The following is a 21,260-nucleotide window of genomic DNA, read 5'->3' on the forward strand; positions in this document are numbered from 1 at the left end:
ATATTTTCCTCAATACTTTCTAACAGGATTATAACAAAAAAAGACTCGTACAATTCATACGAATCTTTCATTTCTTTATTTCGTCCATCTAGCAAATTCTTCATCTGTTGCTAATACAATATGTGTATCTGTCAATTTGTGCTGCACACCCTTAGTATAATCCACACCTTCTTTTTCCTTGTCATATGTAATCGCAACACGATTCTTTTCAACGATTGGATTTGGATGAGGAATCGCAGATAGAAGAGATTTTGTATATGGATGAATTGGATTTGTAAAAATTTCATCCGTAGTACCTGTTTCAACGATATGTCCAAGATGCATAATACCAATACGATCAGAAATATACTTTACCATGGATAAGTCATGTGCAATAAACAAATACGTTGTTCCTAATTCCTCCTGCAGATCTTTCATCAAGTTAACAACCTGTGCCTGAATGGAAACATCTAATGCAGAAATACATTCATCCGCAATGACTAATTTTGGATTCATAACAAGCGCTCTAGCTATACCAACACGTTGTCTTTGACCACCTGAAAACTGTGATGGGAAACGAGTTGCCTGTTCTTTTGAAAGGCCAACTTTTTCTAGAATTGCATATACTTTTTCATCTACTTCTTTTTGAGAAGAACATACATGATGAATCTCAAGCCCCTGTGCAATAATTTCCTTTACTTTCTTTCTAGGATTTAAACATGCCATAGGATCCTGGAAAATCATCTGCATATTTGTTCTAAGGTAGCTGGCATCTTCTTTACTCAATTTTTTAGAAATATCTCTTCCATCAAAGATTATTTTTCCATCCGTAGGATCATATAGACGAATAATACTACGACCAGTTGTAGATTTACCAGAGCCAGACTCACCAACAAGACCATAAGTTTCTCCTTCATAAATATCGAAAGAAATACCATCCACAGCTTTAGTCGTAAATGTTCTGGAAATCTTAAAATACTGCTTTAAATTTTCTACGTGAAGTAGAGGTTTCTTTGCTTCGCTCATGCTAATCCTGCCTCCTTCTTCATTTTCACTAATTTTTCCTGCAGATCCTTTGGAAGCTCAACTTTAGGAGCTCTTGGATCACATAGCCAGGATGCAACTCTATGCTGACCGCCAACATCGAACATTGGAGGTTCTAATTCAAAATCAATATTTAATGCATATGGATTTCTAGGGGCAAATGCATCACCTTTGATTCTATTTGTTAAATCAGGTGGCGAACCGGCAATTGCAAACAATCTTTCACTGCTTGTATCTGTATCAGGCATAGAAGCAAGTAACCCCCAGGTATATGGATGTCTTGGATCATAGAAGATTTCGTTGACTCTGCCCTTTTCTACAATTCTGCCTGCATACATAACAGCGACATAGTCTGCAACTTTCGCAACAACACCTAAGTCATGTGTAATATAAATAACAGAAATACCTTTTTCATCCTGAATGCTCTTGATTAATTCAATGATCTTTGCCTGAATTGTTACGTCTAATGCTGTTGTAGGTTCATCACAAATCAAGATATCAGGATCACAGGCTAATGCAATCGCAATAACAACTCTTTGTCTCATACCACCAGAAAGTTCATGAGGATACTGCTTCATTCTCTTTTCTGGATTTTCAATACCAACCTTTGTTAAAAGATCCAATGCATGTTGTCTTGCTTCTTCTTTAGTCATATGACGATGCTCAATCATTGGTTCCATGATTTGTTTAGCAATTGTCATTGTAGGATCTAATGAAGTCATTGGATCCTGGAATACCATCGCAATCTTTCTTCCACAGAACTCATAACGAATCTGCTTCTGAGACATCTTTGTAAGATCCGCTGTTTTCTCATTGCCGTTTTCATCTTTATAGAAAAGTGTAATTTCGCCTGAATCAATAATACCGTTGGAATCTAGAATACCCATAATTGTTTTACAGGTAACGGATTTACCAGAACCAGATTCACCAACGATGGCAATTGTTTCTCCTTTAAATAAATCCAGACGAACACCACGAATGGCATTTACGACACCATAGTTTGTCTTAAATGAAATATTTAAATCACGAATAGAGAGAACTCTGTCTTTTTTATCACGTTTTACTGACTGTACCATAGAATCCTCCTTACTTATTCTGCATCTTTGGATCAAATGCATCTCTTAATCCATCTGCTAAAAGGTTGAAGCTTAACATTAACAATGCAAGTACTACAACTGGAATCATTAACATATGAGGATATGTAATCATAGAGTTATATCCTGAAGAAATTAATGAACCAAGGGAAGCTGTTGGTTCAGGAACACCAACACCAACGAAAGAAAGATAAGCTTCTGTAAAAATTGCATTTGGAATAGAGAACATAGATTCAATAATGATCTGTCCAAAAATATTTGGAAGAATTTCTTTAAAGATGATATAGAAATCCTTTGCACCTAATGTTTTAGCCGCTAGAACATATTCCTGTTCTTTTACTTTCAATACCTGTGCACGCGTAATGCGCTCCATACCAATCCATCCGGTAATCATTAACGCAAAGATAATAGAAGTTACACCTGGCTTTAATACAAGTCCAAACAAGACGACAATAACAAGTGTTGGAATACCATTTAAGATTTCAGCAATTCTTTGCATGATCATATCAACTGCGCCACCAAAGAAACCAGAAATCAAACCATAGATCATACCAATACAAACATCAATCAATACTGCAACCAATGCAATCATTAATGAAATTCTTGTTCCAGACCATACACGTGTAAACAAGTCACGTCCTAAAGCGTCTGTACCAAACCAGTAATATACATCCTGAAAACCTTTTGCAACATACTGGTTTTCACCATTTCTCATACCATCAAAAATACCGAACTTTTCAAGACCAGGAATACGAGGTACAAGATTTGCATGTTCTGTAATAATTGATTTGAATGTATGTTCATTCAGACCAGGTCCAATGATTGCCATGATTGTAATTAAAACAATGATAACTGCAGCAATTAAAGCACCTTTATTTTTTTTGAAGTTTGTCCATACATCTTTTGCATAGGAAGTAGCGACAAAGTTTTTATCCATTAACTTATCATTAGAATCATGGGCTAATTTAAAATCATCTTCGCTGAATTCATAATTTAAATTCTGACTCATAATTACTTACCTCCTTCTTTAGCAACACGGATTCTAGGGTCAATCACACCATAGAGAACATCTACAACAAAGATTGCAACGATATACATCAATGAATATACAAACGCACAGGCAATAGTTACGTTATAGTCGTTACTTTGAATTGCGGTAATCAATAGTGTACCAAGACCTGGAATACCAAATACTTTTTCAACAACACTGGAACCAGTTAATAAACCAACAAGAATTGGACCCATAATTGTAACAATTGGAATCAATGAGTTTCTCATTGCGTGTTTCAAAATAACTTTATAGTCTTTCAAACCTTTTGATTTTACAAGAAGAATATAATCGGAATTCAATACATCCAGCATTTCACTTCTTGTAAATCGAGCAATATTTGCCGTTGGAGAAAAACTTAATGCAATTGCAGGAAGAACTAAAGATTTTCCTTGTTGCGCTGCATTATATAAAATTGGGAATAATCCTAACTTATATGCAATAAAGTAACAAAGAAGCAATGCAAATACATATGAAGGAACAGATACACCAACAACAGAAATTGTTGAACATAATGTATCAATCCATGTATTGTGATTCAATGCAGCTAGAATTCCTAAGATCAAGCCAAGAATTGTACCAATAATCATTGCCATAAAACCAAGTTTGACAGAAATCCATAAACGACTGGAAATCATTGAACTTACAGAGAAGTCTTTATTGATTGCATAAGATACACCAAAGTCACCCGTTAACATATTCTTAAGATAAGTGATGAATCTTGTCAAGAATGGCTGATCTAGACCATACTTTGCATATAGTAAAGCTTTTTGTGCTTCTGTAAGCTTTTCATCGTTAAATGGAGATCCTGGCATCAAGTCCATCATGACAAACAAGACAAGAAGAATAACGAGTAAAGTTGCTAATGATATCAATAATCGTTTTCCAATATATTTTTTCATGTAAATCCCCTTTCTAAAACATTATAAGGGTGAGCTTCTCACCCTTATAATTTTGTGTTATTAAGCAGCTAATTTCATATGACGATAGCTATCAACACCAGCACCATGATACTGGATACCTGTTAATTTTGTATTCTGAAGAGCAGTGTTACCAGCCTGATATAGTGGAATGATTGCTGTATCTTCATTGACAAGAACTTTTTCAGCTTCAGCAAAATCTTCCCATCTCTTTGTAGAATCAGCAGCATCTGTTGTAAGAGCCTTTTCGATTAAAGAATCATACTTTTCAGATTCATAGTGACCATAGTTGTTAGAAGCGCCTGTTACGAACAGATCCATGTATGTCTGTGGGTCAGCATAGTCAGGTCCCCATCTATGTAAAGCTACGTCATAGTTATCATTCTGCATATCCTGTAGTCTGCTCTTCTTTGGTTCACACTTAGCTTCTGTTGTGAATCCAGCCTTTTCAAGAGCATTCATAACGTATGCAGCACAGTTTTTACTTACATCAGCATCTTCATAAAGAACTTCTAGAGTTACTGAATCAACGCCTAATTCCTTGCATCCAACTTCAAATGCTTCCTTAGCCTTTGCTTCGTCGTATCCAAGAACAACTGTTCCAGAGATACTTCTGAAATCTTTACCATCAGCATTTGCTGTTGTGGACTTTGTTACGATACCTTCAAGTGGTGTAGAACCATCCTTGAGTACAGAAGTACATAATTCATCAGTATTGATTGCATATGCAATAGCCTTACGGATATTGTTGTTAGCTAAAGCTTCGTTATGGAAGTTGAGTGATAAATACCAGGAATAACCAGTTAAAGATGTAACGACATCTTCCTTGCCAGCATAGTCATCAATGACTTCACTTGTCAGCTTAACATAGTCAATGTTGCCTGCCTGGTAGTCTAAGATTGCTGATTGACCTTGTACAAGTCTCCAGTTAGCTTCATCAACATTTTCAGCATAGCTAGCTACATCCCAGTACTGATCATTCTTTACGAACTTCCATGATGTACTTGGTGTCCATTCTGTTAATGTATATGGACCACAATATAACATGTTGTCAGTTGTTAATGCATACTGATCACCTTGTTCTTCAACAAACTTTTCATTTAATGGGAAAAGAGATGGGAATGCACATAATGATAAGAAGAAATCACATGGCTTGCTTAATGTAACTTTGAAAGTCTGATCATCTTCAGCTGTCCAATCCTTAATGTTTGTTGTATTGGATTCTGCATTTTTATCAATTAAGAATGCATAGTCACTGGCAGTTTCTGGATCAATTAATCTGTTCCATGCATAGACGAAGTCATTGGCTGTTAATGCTGTACCATCAGACCACTTTGCATCTTTTCTGATATGGAATGTATATTCCAGTCCATCATCGCTGACATCCCAGTTTTCAGCTAAATCTGATACTGGAACATTCTTTTCATCCAGCTGTGTTAAACCAGCTTCACACATTGTTAATGCGATGAATGATGTACCATCAGTAGATGTTGATGAGTTCATACTCAAAATGTCTGTATCTGTTGCAATTGTTACAGATTTACCAGCTGTTCCTCCGCTAGTGTTTGCTGTAGAAGCAGCACCGCCAGAAGAACATCCAGCGAGCATTGCCAGTGCTACAGCACTTACCAATAATTTCTTCATAATTTCTCTCCTTTTTTTGTTCGTATTTAAAATACGTTTTTATTCTAAACAAAGTTGTATCTATTTGCAATACAAAAGTGAAATTATTTTCATTTAATTGTAATATTTTACTAGTATATTTACATTTTATTTTCAAATATAGTAATTAAAAAATCCGCTTATTTAGCGGACTTTTTGCCATTGAATGAAAGTTTTTCATTGAAAATATCAGAATGAAACTTTTCATATGCATCAAACATCTGTTTGTTTGTAACATGTGTATAAATTTCTGTTGTAGAGATATCAGAATGCCCAAGCATTTCCTGAATACTCCTTAAATCAGCACCGCCCTGCAGCATATGTGTTGCATAGCTATGTCTTAATTTATGTGGCGTAATGTGTTTATGAAAATCCAATTCGATGCATTTTTTCTGTAGAAGCACTTCTACATGCTTGCTTGTTACTTTTTTTCCTTTATTCGTAATAAAGAATAGATTTGTTTTGTTTTTTAAGAAATTAGTACGAATCACATCTCGATATTCTTTATAAAAAGAAATGGAATGACTTGGAATGGGAACAATTCTTTCTTTGTCCCCTTTTCCTAAAACTCTTAATTTTCTTGAATCAAGATCAACACGGTTCATTGTTAAAGTTACCGCTTCACTAACACGCAGTCCACAGTCATAAATCATCTGTAATATTGCGTGATCAAGATACTGTTCAGGAATATGGTCATCAAAAGAATCCATTAAACGATTGATTTCTTCTATTGTACAGAACACAGGAAGACGTGCACTGTTCTTATGCACTTCTATATTTTTACTAGGATCTTCTTCATCAAACATAAAAGCAAGATCTTGATGAAACGAACGGATAGAAGCACTCATACGAACCATAGAAGAAGATGCCTTCGTTTTACTTTGTTCAACAATAAAATTTTGAATATCCTGCAGTTTTATGTCTTTTGTATCATGGATATGATTCATCTGAAGATATGCAATATATTGCTTCAGATCTCTTCCATATGACTGGATCGTCCTTTCACTTTTCCCTTCATTGATTCTAAGATGCATCAAATATTGATGATATGCCTCTTCCAGTTTCATTAGTCCTTCTCCAGAAGAGAGCTAGCTCTTACAAATGCCTGTGTTCCTAATTGATGATTTAAATCATGGAGGATTTCTGAAGTAGATTCTTCTTCTGGTGCATCAAATAATGATACTTGTTTCGCAAGAAATTCTTCACTGGCAAAATCACTGACAGATACACCGATCAGACGCACAGCTTCCTCTTCTTCATAAGAAGAATCAAAAAGAATCATTGCCTGAACAAACAAGTCATCACTTGTCCAGATTGGTGCTGATAGTTTCTTACTCTTGTTTGCATTTCTAAAATCATAGTAACAGATACGCATGGATACATGATACCCAGCTTTATGTGCTTCTTTTAAACGTTTCGATAGACGCCTGCATAACGTTCTAATCAAGCCACGCAACTCATCATAATCCGTTACATCTTCCAGTAAAGTTTCTGAAATTCCCATACTTTTAGAGTCATAATCTGTCATTAGTGTACGATCATCATAGCCATTGGCACGTTTGATCATACTCTCAATATTTTTCCCCAAAACAGGCTTCAAAGCATTTAGATTCTGATATGTTGCAAGATCTTTAATTGTATGAATATTCAGATCTTCCATTAATGGAACTGTTCTTTTGCCAATTCCCTGCATTTCCTTGATTGGCAAAGGCCACATTTTTTCCGGAACATCACGAATACGCAAAACAGTAATTCCCATTGGTTTTTTCATATCACTTGCCATTTTTGCTAAAAACATGTTTGGCCCAATTCCAATGGAACAGCGTAAGCCGGTTTCCTCTAGAACTCTTCTTTGAATTTCAAAGGCAACATCTAATGGTTTTGGATATCTACAGATAACATCTGTCATATCTGCATAGCATTCATCAATTGATGCCTTTTCAACCAGATCAGTATAGGAATGAATAATCTGCATAAACTGATGAGACATGTCAGAATAAAATGCATAATGGCCATTGACTACAACCAGATCTTTGCATAATTTTTCTGCCTGCTGCATTGGCATTGCACTATGAATTCCATATTTACGTGCTTCATAGTTCGCAGTCGAAATCACACTTCTTCGCGATTTTCCACCAACAACAAGTGGTTTTCCTTTCAATGAAGGATCCAGCAGTTCTTCACAAGAAGCAAAGAATGCATTCAAATCAATATGAAAATATACTCTGCTCATTGCTGGTTCCTTTGGTATAGTTCACTAGCTGCCTTTAAAGAAGCTTTTGTGACTTCTCCAGAAGCAATCAAAGCAAGCTGTTCAATTATTTCTTTTTTATTGAGACGTTTCACGCTGGAATGTGTTACGCCATCAGTATCCATTTTAGACACAAAGTAGTTCTGATCTGCACATGAAGCAACCTGCGCAAGATGAGTTACAGAAAATACTTGCGTAGATTTTGATAAAAGCTTCATCTTCTTTCCAATACTGCTTGCTACAGGTCCAGATACGCCCGTATCGATTTCATCGAAGATGACTGTTGAAATTCCTTGTAAATGTGTAAAAATAATTTTCAAACCTAACATCAGACGGCTCAATTCACCACCAGAAGCAGTTTTTGCTAACGGTTTTGGATCTTCTCCCTGGTTCATGCTGATTAAAAATTCAACATGATCATCTCCATAAAGAGATGGTTCAGAATCTGTAAACGACGTTACAAATCTAGCATTTGGAAGCATTAAGTCATTCAGATGAGATTGAATTTCTTCATCCAGACGATGTGATTCCTTCTTTCTAAATGCAGATAGTTTACATGCATGTAAATGATACACCTCATATGCTTTCTGCATCTTCGCATTTAACGCATCTAAGTATTCCTGACGGTGTGTAATGCTTTCTAACTGATTCTGTAATTCTTCTTTTTTATCTAGAATATCTTGAATTGTTCTTCCGTATTTTCTTTTTAAACGCTGTATTTCAAAAAGTCTTTCTTCCATCGTATTGATGTCTTCTTCACTCATATCCATTCTATCCAGATAGGAATGCAGCTGCTGCATCGCATCATCGATTGCATAGTAGGAATCATTGACTGTAGTCTGAATTGCTTCTAAAGATGCGTCTGTTTTTAAAGAAGAAACCTGTCTGTTAAAATCATACAGATCACTTGATAAATGATCATCATACAACGTAAAAATAGAATTCAATTTATCTAATGAATCTTTAATCAGTTTGTACTGTTTTTCATTTTTTTCTAATTCTTCATCTTCGCCGATTTTCAGTTTTGCATCTTCAATTTCTTTGATTTGATACATGAAGAATTCAGCATCATTTTCATTATATGTTTCTTGTTCTGCCTTTTGTTTTTCTTTGCGTAAAGCATCATATGTCATATAGGCATTTTTTACGCTGTTTAAAAGATCATCATCTTTAAGATATTCATCTAATAAATGAATATGACGACCTGTATTTAAAAGATAGGCAGTATCACGCTGACCATGAATATCAATCTGATTGAGCAGAATATCTTTCATTAAACTTGACGTAACAACTCTATGATCAATTCTCGCAACACTTTTTCCATTTGCATGGATCTCACGCGTAAATGTTGTCTCATCATTTACATCAAAGCCGCTTTCTTCCATAGCTTTACATGCATGTGGATCAGAATGTAAATCAAACGTTGCTTCAATGATTGCTCTGTCTTTTCCTTTTGCAATCAAAGTGCTTGAAGCACGCGTTAAAGACAAGGTACTGATTGCATCAATTAAAATAGATTTACCAGCCCCTGTTTCACCTGTAAACGCACTAAAGCCACTTTCGAAATCAAGATTGATTTCATCAATTAAAATAAAGTTTTGAATGTAAAGATGTTTTAACATAACAATTTATTATTTCAGATACGAAAGAATACAATTCATTACAGTATTCATATCGATCCCTAGATCCTTTCTGAGCAGTCTTTCACTACCTTGCTCAATATAATCATCTGGAATTCCAAATCTCTTTAATGAGATAGATACATGATTGTCATTACACCATTCAAGTATCATACTGCCAAGACCATGTTCTAAAGCATCTGATTCATAACAGATAAAATGCATGTCTCGATTTGTGAATTCTTTTAAAACAGTTTCATCTAACGGCTTAAAGTAGCGACAGTTAATGACAGTCACTGGAAGTTCATTGACACTCACTTTATTCAAGAATTTGTCAACTGCTTCTCCATACGTAAAGATGCATACCTGATTCTCTTTTTTATCATTGAAAACTTCCCAGCTTCCTACCGGAATCATTTTATAAGCATGCGTTTCAGCAATCTTTGTATATCCCTTTGGATAACGGAAAGCAAACGGATGTTTTTGAGAGAAAGCAGTGTAAATCAGATTTTCGATTTCTTCAGCATCTTTTCCCTGTGCAATGATCATATTTGGAATACCACTCAATAATCCAATATCATAGATGCCATGGTGTGTTTCGCCATCTCCGCCAACAAGACCAACGTGATCAATTCCAATCACAACAGGCAGATCCATTCTCGCAATATCATGATTGATCTGATCATATGCTCTTTGCAGGAATGAAGAATAAACACAGAGATACGGATGCTTCCCACTGATTGCTAAACCAGCAGCAAACGTTGCGGCATGTTCTTCCGCAATGCCTGTATCAAAAGAACGTTCTGGAAATTCCGCAAAGAATTCCTGTAAAGAAGATCCATTGATCATTGCTGGTGTCAAGGCAACAATATCTTTGTTTTCTTCTGCTAATTTTCTAACTGTATTAGATGCAATATAGGAATAGGCAGCCTGCCCTTCTGGACAGTGGTGCAGTGCTTTTCCTGTTTCAACATTGAACGGACCAACACCATGCCACTTGCCTTCATAGTCATTTTCACAAGGTTCATAACCCTTGCCTTTTTTCGTCATGACATGAACAATAATTGGTCCATCATGATCTTTTACCGCTTCAAATACCTGAATCAGATCATGAAGGTTATGTCCATCAATCGGCCCAATATAGTCAATATTAAAATCCCCAAAGATTCCCTTCTTGACAATCTGCTTTTTGATTACATCTCTAATATTCTTTAAACCAATATATACCTGCTGACCAAATCCACTTGTACGAAGAGATTTCTTCATAGCTTTCTTTAAATTCATGTATCCAGTAGAAGAACGCAAATGAGAAAAAGCATGTGTTAATGCACCAACATTTTTAGAAATCGACATATTATTGTCATTAAAAACAATAATCATCTTTCTTTGTTCATAACCGATTTCATTTAATGCTTCCATGGACATGCCACTGCTCAAAGCCCCATCACCAATCACTGGAATGACTTCATATGATTCATGATTTAAATCTCTAGCAATTGCCATACCTAAAGAAGCAGAAAGAGACGTGGAACTATGACCAGCTTCCCAGCAATCGTAGATACTTTCTTTTCTTTTCTGAAATCCAGACAAGCCATGATATTGTCTTAATAGTGGAAACTGTGCTGCACGTCCTGTCAAAATCTTATGTGTATAACATTGATGTCCTACATCAAAAAATATTTTATCTTCAGGCGCATTAAAAACATAATGTAAAGCAATTGTCAGCTCTACAACACCTAGATTGCTTGCTAAATGTCCTCCTGTTTTTGAAATACTTTGAATTAGAAACTGTCTAATTTCCCCACTCAGCTGTTCTAATTCATCAATACTCATGGATTTTAGAAATTCAGGATTTTGAATACTTTTTAAATCCATATTTACTGCCCATCTACTTTCTACGTTTTTCAATACTTTCGATAAATGAAATTAATTCTTCTCCATTAAAGCCATGCATTTCAGAAATGCTTTGCTTAACTTTTTCATATTCAGAAATCATGAGTTCTTTACTCTGTTCTAAGCCAAGTAATGATACACTTGTTTTTTTATCGTTTTTCTCATCAGAATTGCTTTTTCCAAATTCTTCACTAGATAATTCTACATCTAAAATATCATCCTGGATCTGGAATGCAAGTCCTAATGAAATACCAATCTCATGCCATTGTCTAACTGTTTCATCATTCTTGCCAGCTAGAAGTGCTCCCATCATTAAAGGCGCACTCAATAGACATCCTGTCTTATATTTATGTACTTTTCTAACATAGTCCCAGTCACTTGTATTAGATTCATTCATATCAAGATCCTGCCCAAGGACCATGCCATTGCTTCCAGCACATTGTGCAAGTACTTGAATACATTTTACAACGATGGAAGGATCTGCAGTACTCGAAGAAGCTACATCAAATGCATATGTCAGCAATCCATCTCCAGCCAAGATTGCAGTTGCTTCATCAAACTGTTTGTGACAGGTTAATCTGCCACGACGCAAATCATCATTGTCCATTGCTGGAAGATCATCATGAATCAAAGAATATGTATGAATCATTTCAATGGCACATGCAAATTCATCAGCAACACTTTCAAGCAATCCATAGCCTTTAACCACTTCATACAAAAGATTTGGACGAACTCTTTTTCCTGGAGCAATCAATGAATAACGCATTGCTTCTTTTACTTTAGAATCAGCCAATTCATTGATTTTTTCTTCAAGAACCTTTTCAATTCTCATCATCTTCATCACCATTTTCTTTCAATAAAGTATCAATCTGACTTTCATACGTCTTTAATTTTTCATCACAGTTTTTTACTAGTTTTAAACCTTCTTCAAATAAAGCAATTGTCTCATCCAACGGTTTATCATTTGATTCAAGATCAGAAACAATTTTTTCTAGACGTTCCATTGATTCTTCAAATGTTTTTTCTTTACCTGCCATGTTTAATATCCTCAACTTTCGTTAAAACCATGCCTTTTGACAAGCGTATTGTCAGTTCATCATTTATATACAAATCATCTACATCTGTAATGACTTTATCATTTTTGTAAGTAACACTATACCCTCTAGATAACACTTTCAATGGTGAATAGGCATCGAGCAGCTTAACCATTCTTTCTAAATCATTATGGTAACGTGTAGAATTAAGCTGCATCGAAGATTTCAACGATTCTTCCTGTATAGAAAGAAAATGTTTATTACGATCCAGTTGACGATGCATATTCACAACAAGCTGTGCCTGCTGGTTTTGGATTTCACTGCGTATTTCATTAGAAGATGCAACCATCTTTTGGTGAAACAAGGAAGTCATACGATCCAATGCGCTTTTTCTTTCTCTTAAAGAGGAAGGATAGCGCATGAGTCTTTCCTGTGTATACTGCAGCATTACAATCTTTTCATTCAATAGCTTCTTAGGATTTTTCAATACAGAAGACGCTGCCAAACGAAGCAGTTGCTGCTGTTTTCTTTCTTCACACGCTTTTACAGCGTTTACCATGCGAATTTGAAAGGAAGAAAGCGTTGCCTTGACATCTACAATATTTGGTGTCGATACTTCAACTGCACCTGTTGGTGTATTGGCACGTTTATCACTGACATAATCAACAAGGGTTGTATCTGTTTCATGTCCAATACCAGTTACAATTGGCGTATGCATTGCATAAATTGTACGTGCCAGTGCTTCATCATTAAAACACCAAAGATCTTCTAACGATCCACCGCCACGTGCTAAAATCACAAGTTCATGATTTCCTTCATCCGCACGCTTTAAAGCATCTATGATTTTAGGAGAAGCCTGTGTGCCTTGTACAGGGCATGGATATTCATGAATCTTTGCAATTGGCCAACGTTTGCGGAAAGTAATCAGTACATCTTCTCTAGCAGCTGTATTACTTCCTGTAACTAATGCAATATCCATTGGATATTCTGGCAGCTGTTTTTTATGTGATTCTTCAAATAAGCCTTCCTGAAAAAGCTGCTTCTTCATCTGTTCCAGCTTTAAATACAATTCACCAATTCCACTTGGCTGCATTGAACTTGCAACCATCTGCATGCTTCCCATGCTTTCATAGACACTGACATCGCCAATTAAAATAACTTTATCACCGTTTTTAGGCTGAAAAGTTACTTTTTTATTCTGGTAGGCAAACATCACACATGTTAAAGAAGCTTTCTCATCTTTCAAAGAAAAATACCAGTGCTGTGAATTAGGGATGCGAAGATTGGAAATCTCACCCTCGATCATGACACCTCTAAGAACGGGATCAGATTCCATGGATTCTTTAATATAACGTACCAGCCTGCTAACTGGAACTACTCTACGACTCATATTACATCCAGAATTCGATTAATGAGTTTGTATGTATCTTCATCGCAATATTTCTTAGCGAGTTCTACAGACTCATTAATAATAACTGCAGCTTCAACTTCCTTTAAGTCAAACTCTGCACAGCCATTGATCAGAATTGCTTTTTCGATTGCACCCAGGCGATCGTAAGACCATCCTTTTTTGATTACTTCATTGATATATCCCTTATATTTTTCTTCGTTGTCAATCGCTGTATGAATGACTTTTACAAAGTATTCTGGAATATCTTTCTGTTCCATTTCGAATGCATCTTCAATGAGCTGCTTTGTATCACGTTTTACCAATAGATACTGATATACAGTAATCATTGCTTTTTCTCTTAGTTCACTTCTATTCATCATTTACCTCTTTGGTATTTATTTTATCATGAAACGCTTGTAAATGTGTATTGAGTTGATTGTATTTCAAGGTTGTTCTAAAATGGAAGGCATGCAGAAGAATACGATTGATGAACCATATTTAAAACGTTTATCTGCGCATCTGCGCACGATCAATGAACATCGCTATCAGGTAATGAAGAACTGCTTTGCCTGTGGTCTATACAGACAAGGATTAACACACGATCTTTCTAAATATTCCTTCAGTGAATTCCATGAATCTGTAAAGTATTTTCAAGGTACGCGGTCTCCCTACGCTTATGAAAAGGAACACTTTGGTTTTGCAGCTGGATGGCTGCATCATAAAGGCAGAAACAAACACCATTGGGAATACTGGTATGATGTCATAAATGGTAAATGGCAGCCTCTAGAAATGCCATTTAACTATTTCGTTGAAATGGTCTGTGATCGTGTTGCCGCATGCAGGATTTATCAGAAAGAAAAATACACAAAAGAAAGTGCATTGAAGTATTATCTGACAAGAAATGATTCTCTTTATATGCATCCTGCAACAAATGCACGTCTCAAATATGTTCTTGAACAAATTGCGTCCAGAGGTGAAGATGCAGTATTTCAAGAGCTAAAACAACAAGTGAAACAATGGAAAAAAGATGGAACTGTCCCTACACTGTAACAGTTCCTTTTTCATTTAAAAAACTGTTAGAAATTGAATTCTAACAGTTCATTTGATTATTGATTGTATGAGGAGTCGTTATGCTTAACCTGTACGTCGTGTGCACCACCTTCAACAATAGAAGTAGATGATACAAGTGTCAGCTTTGCCTTATCCTGCAATTCAGGAATCGTCAAAGCACCGCAGTTGCACATTGTAGACTTGATCTTCAATGTTGTCATTGCAACGTTTTCCTTCAATGGACCAGCATAAGGAACATAGGAGTCAACACCTTCTTCAAAAGAAAGCTTCTTGCCTTGACCAAGGTCATATCTGCCCCAGTTACGTGCTCTTGCACTTCCTTCACCCCAATATTCTTTTACTGTATTTCCATTTACAACAAGCTTCTGACCAGGAGCTTCTTCAAAACGAGAGAAATACCTGCCTAACATAACAAAGTCAGCACCCATAGCCAATGCAAGAGTAATGTGATAGTCATAAACAATACCGCCATCAGAACAGATAGGTACATATACACCTGTTTCTTCAAAATATTTATCTCTTTCCTGTGCTACGTCAATGACTGCAGTTGCCTGACCTCTGCCAATACCCTTTGTTTCTCTAGTGATACAGATAGAACCACCACCGATGCCAATCTTGATAAAGTCAGCACCAGCATCAGCTAGATATCTGAATCCTTCACCATCAACAACGTTACCAGCACCGATCTTGACAGAATCGCCATACTTTTCACGAACCCACTTGATTGTATTTGCCTGCCATACAGAATAGCCTTCACTTGAGTCAATCACTAAACAGTCAACACCAGCTTCAACCAATGCTGGAATTCTCTGTTCATAGTCTCTAGAGTTGATACCTGCACCAACCATGAGTCTCTTTTCTTCATCAAGTAATTCATTTGGGAATTCCTTATGTGCATCATAGTCCTTACGGAATACCATGTATAGTAAATGATCATTGTCATCTACAATTGGTAATGTATTGAGCTTATGATCCCAAATTAAATCATTTGCTTCTGATAATGTTGTATTCTTGTTTCCTACAACAAGCTTTTCTCTTGGTGTCATGAATGTAGATACTTTTTCATCTCCACTCATTCTTGATACACGGTAATCTCTTGATGTTACGATACCAAGTAACTTACCACAACTTGTTCCATCATCCGTAACTGCCATTGTTGAATGACCTGTTTCTTCAACAAGTTTTAATACATCGTTCAATGTAGCATCTTCTTTCAAGTTTGAATCACTTACTACAAATCCAGCCTTATAATTCTTTACACGAGCAACCATTGCTGCCTGAGATTCAATAGACTGAGATCCAAAAATAAAGGACATACCGCCTTCTTTTGCTAATGCAATTCCGAGTCTATCTCCAGATACAGACTGCATAACTGCAGAAATCATTGGAATATTTAATGTAATTGCTGGTTTTTCACCTTTCTTGTATTTTACAAGTGGTGTTTTTAAAGTGACATTGTCAGGTGTGTTTTCACTGCCTGTAAAACCAGGAATCAACAAATATTCACTAAATGTGTGTGATGGTTCGTTGTAGTACTTTGCCATGTTAAATATCAACCCTCCTAAATATTTTAAGCAATTATAGTAAATTAAAGTGATGAAGTAAAGGTGTCATGGTATAATTTTTAGCGAGAAACGGAGAATTTAGTATGAAGTTAAAAAATAGTTTCTTTTATACACTAAGAGAAAACGTAAAGGATGAAGATTCAGTATCAAGTAATATGCTTGTTAGAGCAGGTTATATTAAGAAAAGCTCTGCAGGTGTATATATGATGATGCCTCTTGGCTTAAGAGTCATGAACAAGATTGAAAACATCATCAGAGATGAAATGAATAAGGCAGACTGTCAGGAATTAATGATGCCAGCTTTGATTCCTGAAGATGTATATATTGCCAGTGGTAGAAGAAGTGGATTTGGTGCATCCATGTTCTCCCTGAAGGACCGCAAAGGACAGAATTATGTTTTAGGTCCAACGCATGAAGAATTATTTGCACAGGCTGCTAAAATGAAAATCAGATCTTATAAGGATATGCCATTTTCTATCTATCAGATGCAGACAAAGTTCAGAGATGAACCAAGACCTAGATACGGTTTGATTCGTACACGAGAATTCATTATGAAGGATGCCTATACATTTGATAAAGATGAAGCCGGATTAGATGTTGCTTACAAGAAGCAGTTCAATGCCTACAAGAATATCATGGATCGTCTGCATCTGGATTATAGAATTGTTAAAGCAGATACAGGTATCATGGGTGGTCTATTATCTGAAGAATTCCAGGCAATTACACCTCTTGGAGAAGATATTCTAGTATTGTGTGATTCTTGTGAATTCTCAAGCAATATTGAAGTTGCTGCATGTGTTCCACAAAAACCAGCTGAAGCTGAAACAGAACTTGAAATGGAACTTGTTGAAACACCTGATTCTAGAACAATTGAAGAAGTTGTTAAAACGCTCAGCAAGCCAGTAAACAAATTTGTTAAGACATTGATCTATAACGTTGATGGCAAGGCTGTCGCTGTTATGGTTCGTGGTGATCGTGAAGTTAACGAAACAAAGCTTAGAAAGCTGTTTAACGCAACAGAAGTTGAACTTGCTGATGTAACAATGGTCAAGGAAGCAACTGGCGCTGAAATCGGCTTTGCAGGACCTGTAGGCATTCACTGCACACTTGTTGCCGATGAAGAAGTGACTTATATGCAGAACTTTGTTGTTGGTGCAAACAAGACAGGCTATCATTATACAAATGTCAATCAGAAAGATTTCAAGATTGATATGGTAGCTGATGTTAGAAACATCATGGAAGGTGATACATGTCCTTGCTGCGGCGGCAAGATTGAATTTAAGCATGGCATTGAAGTTGGTAATACATTCAAGCTAGGCACAAAGTATTCTAAGGCTATGGGCTTGCAGTATCTTGATTCTAATAACCAGCTGCAGGATGTCTGGATGGGATCCTATGGTATTGGTCCTGCTAGAGCAATGGCTGCACTTTGTGAACAGAACGTTGATGAAAATGGTATTAACTGGCCTAAGGAAATTGCTCCTTACCAGGTAGCTATTGTTATTATTTCCATGAAGGATGAACAGCAGGTATTGAAAGCTAACGAAATCTATGAAGCATTAAAGGCAAAAGGCATTGATGTTATACTGGATGACCGTGATGAAAGACCTGGTGTAAAATTCAAGGATATGGAACTCATTGGTATTCCTTTCCGTATTACTGTTGGTAAAGGCATTAAAGATGGTAATGTTGAATGGAAAGCAAGAACAAGCGATAAAGAAGACGTATCTGTAGAAGAAATTGTAGAAAAAGCATTAGAAGCACTGAAATAATATATTTCTATACCACAAAAAAACTATGAAGATTTGGTTATCTATCATTCTTCATAGTTTTCTTTTTTTTCAGCATGGAATATCTATAGAAATACTAAATACATCTTTATCCAGTTCGTAATAACATGTTCCCTGGTGCAGTCTGATTACTCTTTTTACACTTTCTAAACCAATATGATTGCTTTCTGTCTGCACATCTGTTGTTCTAACAGTATTCTGCATCGAAAGCTTCAGATGGTGATTGTCATAGATACATTGAATATGAACGGGCTGTTTTTTATCTGCATATTTATATATATTAGAAATCAGATTATTTACTACCCTTTTCATCATTTCAAGATTTACAGAAATTTCAGCATCATCATTAGATACATTATATTCCACAAGAAATTCTTCCATCTGCAGATATTCAATCTGATATTTTATATATTCAATAAATGAAAGCAGTGATACTGTTTCCAGCTTAATACAATCTGTTGTATCAAATACGGTTGCGTATTCAAATGTTTTATCCGCAAGTACACGAATATGTTTTACATTCTCCAGGCAATTATCTAAATACTGTCGTTTTGTTTCTTCGTCCTTGAATTTATTCAAACGAAGAATTTCCAGATATCCCTGCAAAACAGTCAACGGTGTTCTTAAGTCATGAGACATTGTTGTAATCAATTTATGATTGGCATCTCTTGCTTCCTTTTCTTTTTGAATATTCGTATCTAATGTTTCCCGCAAATGATTTAAACCAGATGCCAAAGCTGTTAATTCATCATGACTTTGTTCTTTGACATTTGTCTGTAAATCCCCTGATTCAATTGTTTCTACGCTATTCTGCAGGTATTTGATATATTTAACTTTACGATGCATAAATAACAATGCCGGTAAAATACAGACAAGAATGGAAATCATCAAAGAAATATAAAAATAATGCGTCGAATATTTCAATCCATGCAGATCATTCACCACAAGCACTGCCTGCCCATCCTTGAAATCTATTTTTTTTGCCAATTGATTGTTATAGATAGCAGTCTCAAAATCAGATTGTACATAATACAATTTTAAAGTCAGGTATTCTGCAAAATCATATGGTTCTTCTAAAATGGACGCAAAGCTGCCTTCTATATAATCCCCAGAACGATATTCATACAGCCACATGGACGTATATTGATCATGTTGATCCATCAATTTTTTAATACCAGCAATATCATCAATGGAAATCGTTTTTGCCTTTTCTTGTATCTCTTTTGCTTTTGCTTCTGGATCAAATTTAATGATACTGATATGATGTAGAAACTGATAGTAGGATAAAGAGTTTGCACGCATCATTGCATATGTCGCAAATCCAAGCATTCCAGAAAAACATGTAATCAAAAACAATTTCGTGGATAAGGAAAAATGCTTTTTATTCACTGTAATACCCCTTTCCCCATGATGTTTTGATGACTGTTGGATAAGATGGATCATCTTCTATCTTTTTTCTTAAGTTACGAATATGAACCATTACCGTATTATTTGCGCCATAGTAATATTTTTCCTGCCAGATATTTTCATAGATTTCTGCTAAAGAATATACCGTATTTTTATGCTGCGCAAAAAACAATAAAATCTGGTATTCAATATCCGTCAACAGAATTTCTTTTCCATCTTTAAATGCTGTTTTTAAGTTCGTATCTAGTTTTAACTTGCCAATATTTAAAACAGATTCCTGTTTTGTTGAATGGTCTTTTCCCTGATAAATATGATATCTTCTTAGCAATGCTTTCACACGTGAATTTAATTCAGTATATGAAAATGGTTTTGTTAAATAATCATCTCCGCCACTTGAAAAAGCAAGTGTTTTATCAGAATCCTGTCCCTTTGCAGAAAGAAATAATACTGGTGCATTTGTCACTTCACGCAATTTCGCACATAATTGATACCCATCCATTCCTGGCATCATAATATCTAAAATAATTAAATCAATGGAGGCATCAATCTGTTCTAATGCTTCTTCTGCATTCTTTGCTTCTAGTATTGTATATCCTTCAGAAGATAGTAATACGTTTACAACTTCTCTAATTTCCGGATTGTCATCTATGACAATAATTTTTTCACTCATTTCCATAATCATCCTTTCCTGTTACACAATTGTAATATTGATTGTTGTACGTATCGTGAAAAACATTTTTTTGTATTTTAACACGATATTGAAATCATGATTCAAAAGAATCCATGAATAGAATAACGTCAACATATTCAAATAAGTCTTAATCTTTCTTAATCCAGCAATTCCAAGTATACTGAAATAGCTGAAAGAAGAAAATCAAGATGGAATTTATCAAATATACAATTGCTGGTGTAGTTACAACGCTGATGAATTATGTCATTTATAGTGCAGGCTTACATTTTCATATGAACTATCTAATCGCGAATACTATTGCCTGGTGTTTTGCGGTTCTTTTTGCATATTTCATGAATCGAAACATTGTTTTCCAGTCAAAGAACAATTCTAGAAAAGAAATGATTCTTTTTGTTACTTTACGATTTTTAACTTTACTAGTTGAAAATGTTTGTCTATGGATTTTCATTGACTATTTACATTGGAATGCTGATGACTGTCATTGGAAATTATTTCTTCTGTAAATTTTCTATCTTCAAATAAAGAAAACGATGTATCTTTCAACATCGTTATACTTTTGAATATGCTGCTTTCACTGTAAGACCGTTTAAATTCCCAAGTTTTCCACACAATGAAGAGATAATATCATTTGGTGCATCAATTGCGATAGAAATCAAAGAAATTTCTCTTTTTGGATATGGGATTCCCATTCTTCCAATAATATACTTTCCATAATCATGCAAAATTTCATTCATTGTGTTTACCTGCTCACGATCTTCAACAACGATCGCAATAACAGCAATTCTAGTTTCTTCCATAGTTA

Annotated in this window: 20 protein-coding genes; 3 read left to right on the top strand and 17 right to left on the bottom strand. The window is 35.5% G+C overall.

Annotated features, from left to right (window positions below):
- Positions 1-75: 75 nt before the first annotated feature.
- From ACTND6_RS00890 to nusB, 13 genes are all read right to left on the bottom strand, one after another.
- Complete coding sequence (locus ACTND6_RS00890; protein WP_441021043.1) at positions 76-1,005, bottom strand: ABC transporter ATP-binding protein; 930 nt, start codon at positions 1,003-1,005, stop codon at positions 76-78.
- Positions 1,002-2,099 carry an ABC transporter ATP-binding protein gene (locus ACTND6_RS00895; protein ID WP_441021041.1) on the bottom strand — a complete coding sequence of 366 codons (1,098 nt, stop codon included), beginning with the start codon at positions 2,097-2,099 and terminating at the stop codon, positions 1,002-1,004. Before ACTND6_RS00895 ends, ACTND6_RS00890 begins: the two co-directional genes overlap by 4 nt.
- A 10-nt stretch (positions 2,100-2,109) precedes the next feature.
- A complete protein-coding gene (gene opp3C / locus ACTND6_RS00900; RefSeq protein ID WP_441021039.1) occupies positions 2,110-3,126 on the bottom strand; it encodes an oligopeptide ABC transporter permease in 1,017 nt (338 codons plus the stop codon).
- 2 nt (positions 3,127-3,128) lie between these two features.
- Positions 3,129-4,067, bottom strand: coding sequence for an ABC transporter permease (locus ACTND6_RS00905; protein WP_441021037.1), 939 nt, complete (start codon positions 4,065-4,067; stop codon positions 3,129-3,131).
- A 60-nt stretch (positions 4,068-4,127) separates the two neighbouring features.
- Positions 4,128-5,729: an ABC transporter substrate-binding protein gene (locus ACTND6_RS00910; RefSeq protein WP_441021035.1), complete on the bottom strand. Its 1,602-nt coding sequence runs from the start codon at positions 5,727-5,729 to the stop codon at positions 4,128-4,130.
- Between the two features lie 158 nt (positions 5,730-5,887).
- Positions 5,888-6,814, bottom strand: coding sequence for a tyrosine-type recombinase/integrase (locus ACTND6_RS00915; protein WP_441021033.1), 927 nt, complete (start codon positions 6,812-6,814; stop codon positions 5,888-5,890).
- Positions 6,814-7,980 carry a DNA polymerase IV gene (gene dinB / locus ACTND6_RS00920; protein WP_441021031.1) on the bottom strand — a complete coding sequence of 389 codons (1,167 nt, stop codon included), beginning with the start codon at positions 7,978-7,980 and terminating at the stop codon, positions 6,814-6,816. Before dinB ends, ACTND6_RS00915 begins: the two co-directional genes overlap by 1 nt.
- Positions 7,977-9,620: a DNA repair protein RecN gene (gene recN, locus ACTND6_RS00925; protein WP_441021029.1), complete on the bottom strand. Its 1,644-nt coding sequence runs from the start codon at positions 9,618-9,620 to the stop codon at positions 7,977-7,979. The genes dinB and recN overlap by 4 nt, the downstream gene beginning before the upstream one ends.
- Positions 9,621-9,629: 9 nt before the next feature.
- The gene (gene dxs / locus ACTND6_RS00930) at positions 9,630-11,492 is read right to left on the bottom strand and encodes a 1-deoxy-D-xylulose-5-phosphate synthase (protein WP_441021027.1); all 1,863 of its coding nucleotides are present in this window, start codon (positions 11,490-11,492) and stop codon (positions 9,630-9,632) included.
- Between the two features lie 13 nt (positions 11,493-11,505).
- Positions 11,506-12,351, bottom strand: coding sequence for a polyprenyl synthetase family protein (locus ACTND6_RS00935; protein WP_441021025.1), 846 nt, complete (start codon positions 12,349-12,351; stop codon positions 11,506-11,508).
- On the bottom strand, positions 12,332-12,547 hold the full coding sequence (gene xseB / locus ACTND6_RS00940; RefSeq protein WP_178176898.1) for an exodeoxyribonuclease VII small subunit: 216 nt from the start codon (positions 12,545-12,547) through the stop codon (positions 12,332-12,334). Before xseB ends, ACTND6_RS00935 begins: the two co-directional genes overlap by 20 nt.
- Positions 12,537-13,934: an exodeoxyribonuclease VII large subunit gene (gene xseA / locus ACTND6_RS00945; protein WP_441021023.1), complete on the bottom strand. Its 1,398-nt coding sequence runs from the start codon at positions 13,932-13,934 to the stop codon at positions 12,537-12,539. The genes xseB and xseA overlap by 11 nt, the downstream gene beginning before the upstream one ends.
- Complete coding sequence (gene nusB, locus ACTND6_RS00950) at positions 13,931-14,311, bottom strand: transcription antitermination factor NusB (protein WP_441021020.1); 381 nt, start codon at positions 14,309-14,311, stop codon at positions 13,931-13,933. The genes xseA and nusB overlap by 4 nt, the downstream gene beginning before the upstream one ends.
- 91 nt (positions 14,312-14,402) lie before the next feature.
- Between nusB and ACTND6_RS00955 the strand changes: the two genes are divergently transcribed.
- Complete coding sequence (locus ACTND6_RS00955) at positions 14,403-14,984, top strand: DUF5662 family protein (protein WP_441021017.1); 582 nt, start codon at positions 14,403-14,405, stop codon at positions 14,982-14,984.
- Positions 14,985-15,040: 56 nt separating this feature from the next.
- Here ACTND6_RS00955 and ACTND6_RS00960 read toward each other — a convergent pair whose 3' ends face one another.
- Positions 15,041-16,549 (bottom strand): IMP dehydrogenase, encoded by a 1,509-nt coding sequence (locus tag ACTND6_RS00960; protein ID WP_441021014.1) that lies wholly within the window; start codon positions 16,547-16,549, stop codon positions 15,041-15,043.
- Between the two features lie 104 nt (positions 16,550-16,653).
- Here ACTND6_RS00960 and ACTND6_RS00965 point away from each other — a divergent pair, with 104 nt between their 5' ends.
- Complete coding sequence (locus tag ACTND6_RS00965) at positions 16,654-18,342, top strand: proline--tRNA ligase (protein ID WP_441021012.1); 1,689 nt, start codon at positions 16,654-16,656, stop codon at positions 18,340-18,342.
- A gap of 69 nt (positions 18,343-18,411) precedes the next feature.
- On the opposite strand, the gene ACTND6_RS00970 is transcribed toward ACTND6_RS00965, so the two are convergent.
- Positions 18,412-19,749: a histidine kinase dimerization/phospho-acceptor domain-containing protein gene (locus ACTND6_RS00970; RefSeq protein ID WP_441021009.1), complete on the bottom strand. Its 1,338-nt coding sequence runs from the start codon at positions 19,747-19,749 to the stop codon at positions 18,412-18,414.
- Complete coding sequence (locus tag ACTND6_RS00975) at positions 19,742-20,437, bottom strand: response regulator transcription factor (protein WP_441021006.1); 696 nt, start codon at positions 20,435-20,437, stop codon at positions 19,742-19,744. The genes ACTND6_RS00970 and ACTND6_RS00975 overlap by 8 nt, the downstream gene beginning before the upstream one ends.
- A gap of 209 nt (positions 20,438-20,646) precedes the next feature.
- Here ACTND6_RS00975 and ACTND6_RS00980 point away from each other — a divergent pair, with 209 nt between their 5' ends.
- Complete coding sequence (locus tag ACTND6_RS00980) at positions 20,647-20,961, top strand: GtrA family protein (RefSeq protein ID WP_441021003.1); 315 nt, start codon at positions 20,647-20,649, stop codon at positions 20,959-20,961.
- Positions 20,962-21,006: 45 nt separating this feature from the next.
- On the opposite strand, the gene ACTND6_RS00985 is transcribed toward ACTND6_RS00980, so the two are convergent.
- Positions 21,007-21,255 (bottom strand): TM1266 family iron-only hydrogenase system putative regulator, encoded by a 249-nt coding sequence (locus ACTND6_RS00985; protein WP_178176907.1) that lies wholly within the window; start codon positions 21,253-21,255, stop codon positions 21,007-21,009.
- Positions 21,256-21,260: the final 5 nt, after the last annotated feature.

It is taken from the genome of Bulleidia sp. HCP3S3_C9 (genome assembly GCF_052064035.1).
Lineage (GTDB): Bacteria > Bacillota_I > Bacilli_A > Erysipelotrichales > Erysipelotrichaceae > Bulleidia.

Excerpts from the sequence above, each read along its gene's own strand:
- ACTND6_RS00890 (WP_441021043.1), bottom strand. The coding sequence starts at position 1,005 with ATGAGCGAAGCAAAGAAACCTCTACTTCACGTAGAAAATTTAAAGCAG.
- ACTND6_RS00895 (WP_441021041.1), bottom strand. The coding sequence starts at position 2,099 with ATGGTACAGTCAGTAAAACGTGATAAAAAAGACAGAGTTCTCTCTATT.
- opp3C (WP_441021039.1), bottom strand. The coding sequence starts at position 3,126 with ATGAGTCAGAATTTAAATTATGAATTCAGCGAAGATGATTTTAAATTA.
- ACTND6_RS00905 (WP_441021037.1), bottom strand. The coding sequence starts at position 4,067 with ATGAAAAAATATATTGGAAAACGATTATTGATATCATTAGCAACTTTA.
- ACTND6_RS00910 (WP_441021035.1), bottom strand. The coding sequence starts at position 5,729 with ATGAAGAAATTATTGGTAAGTGCTGTAGCACTGGCAATGCTCGCTGGA.
- ACTND6_RS00915 (WP_441021033.1), bottom strand. The coding sequence starts at position 6,814 with ATGAAACTGGAAGAGGCATATCATCAATATTTGATGCATCTTAGAATC.
- dinB (WP_441021031.1), bottom strand. The coding sequence starts at position 7,980 with ATGAGCAGAGTATATTTTCATATTGATTTGAATGCATTCTTTGCTTCT.
- recN (WP_441021029.1), bottom strand. The coding sequence starts at position 9,620 with ATGTTAAAACATCTTTACATTCAAAACTTTATTTTAATTGATGAAATC.
- dxs (WP_441021027.1), bottom strand. The coding sequence starts at position 11,492 with ATGGATTTAAAAAGTATTCAAAATCCTGAATTTCTAAAATCCATGAGT.
- ACTND6_RS00935 (WP_441021025.1), bottom strand. The coding sequence starts at position 12,351 with ATGAAGATGATGAGAATTGAAAAGGTTCTTGAAGAAAAAATCAATGAA.
- xseB (WP_178176898.1), bottom strand. The coding sequence starts at position 12,547 with ATGGCAGGTAAAGAAAAAACATTTGAAGAATCAATGGAACGTCTAGAA.
- xseA (WP_441021023.1), bottom strand. The coding sequence starts at position 13,934 with ATGAGTCGTAGAGTAGTTCCAGTTAGCAGGCTGGTACGTTATATTAAA.
- nusB (WP_441021020.1), bottom strand. The coding sequence starts at position 14,311 with ATGAATAGAAGTGAACTAAGAGAAAAAGCAATGATTACTGTATATCAG.
- ACTND6_RS00955 (WP_441021017.1), top strand. The coding sequence starts at position 14,403 with ATGCAGAAGAATACGATTGATGAACCATATTTAAAACGTTTATCTGCG.
- ACTND6_RS00960 (WP_441021014.1), bottom strand. The coding sequence starts at position 16,549 with ATGGCAAAGTACTACAACGAACCATCACACACATTTAGTGAATATTTG.
- ACTND6_RS00965 (WP_441021012.1), top strand. The coding sequence starts at position 16,654 with ATGAAGTTAAAAAATAGTTTCTTTTATACACTAAGAGAAAACGTAAAG.
- ACTND6_RS00975 (WP_441021006.1), bottom strand. The coding sequence starts at position 20,437 with ATGAGTGAAAAAATTATTGTCATAGATGACAATCCGGAAATTAGAGAA.
- ACTND6_RS00980 (WP_441021003.1), top strand. The coding sequence starts at position 20,647 with ATGGAATTTATCAAATATACAATTGCTGGTGTAGTTACAACGCTGATG.
- ACTND6_RS00985 (WP_178176907.1), bottom strand. The coding sequence starts at position 21,255 with ATGGAAGAAACTAGAATTGCTGTTATTGCGATCGTTGTTGAAGATCGT.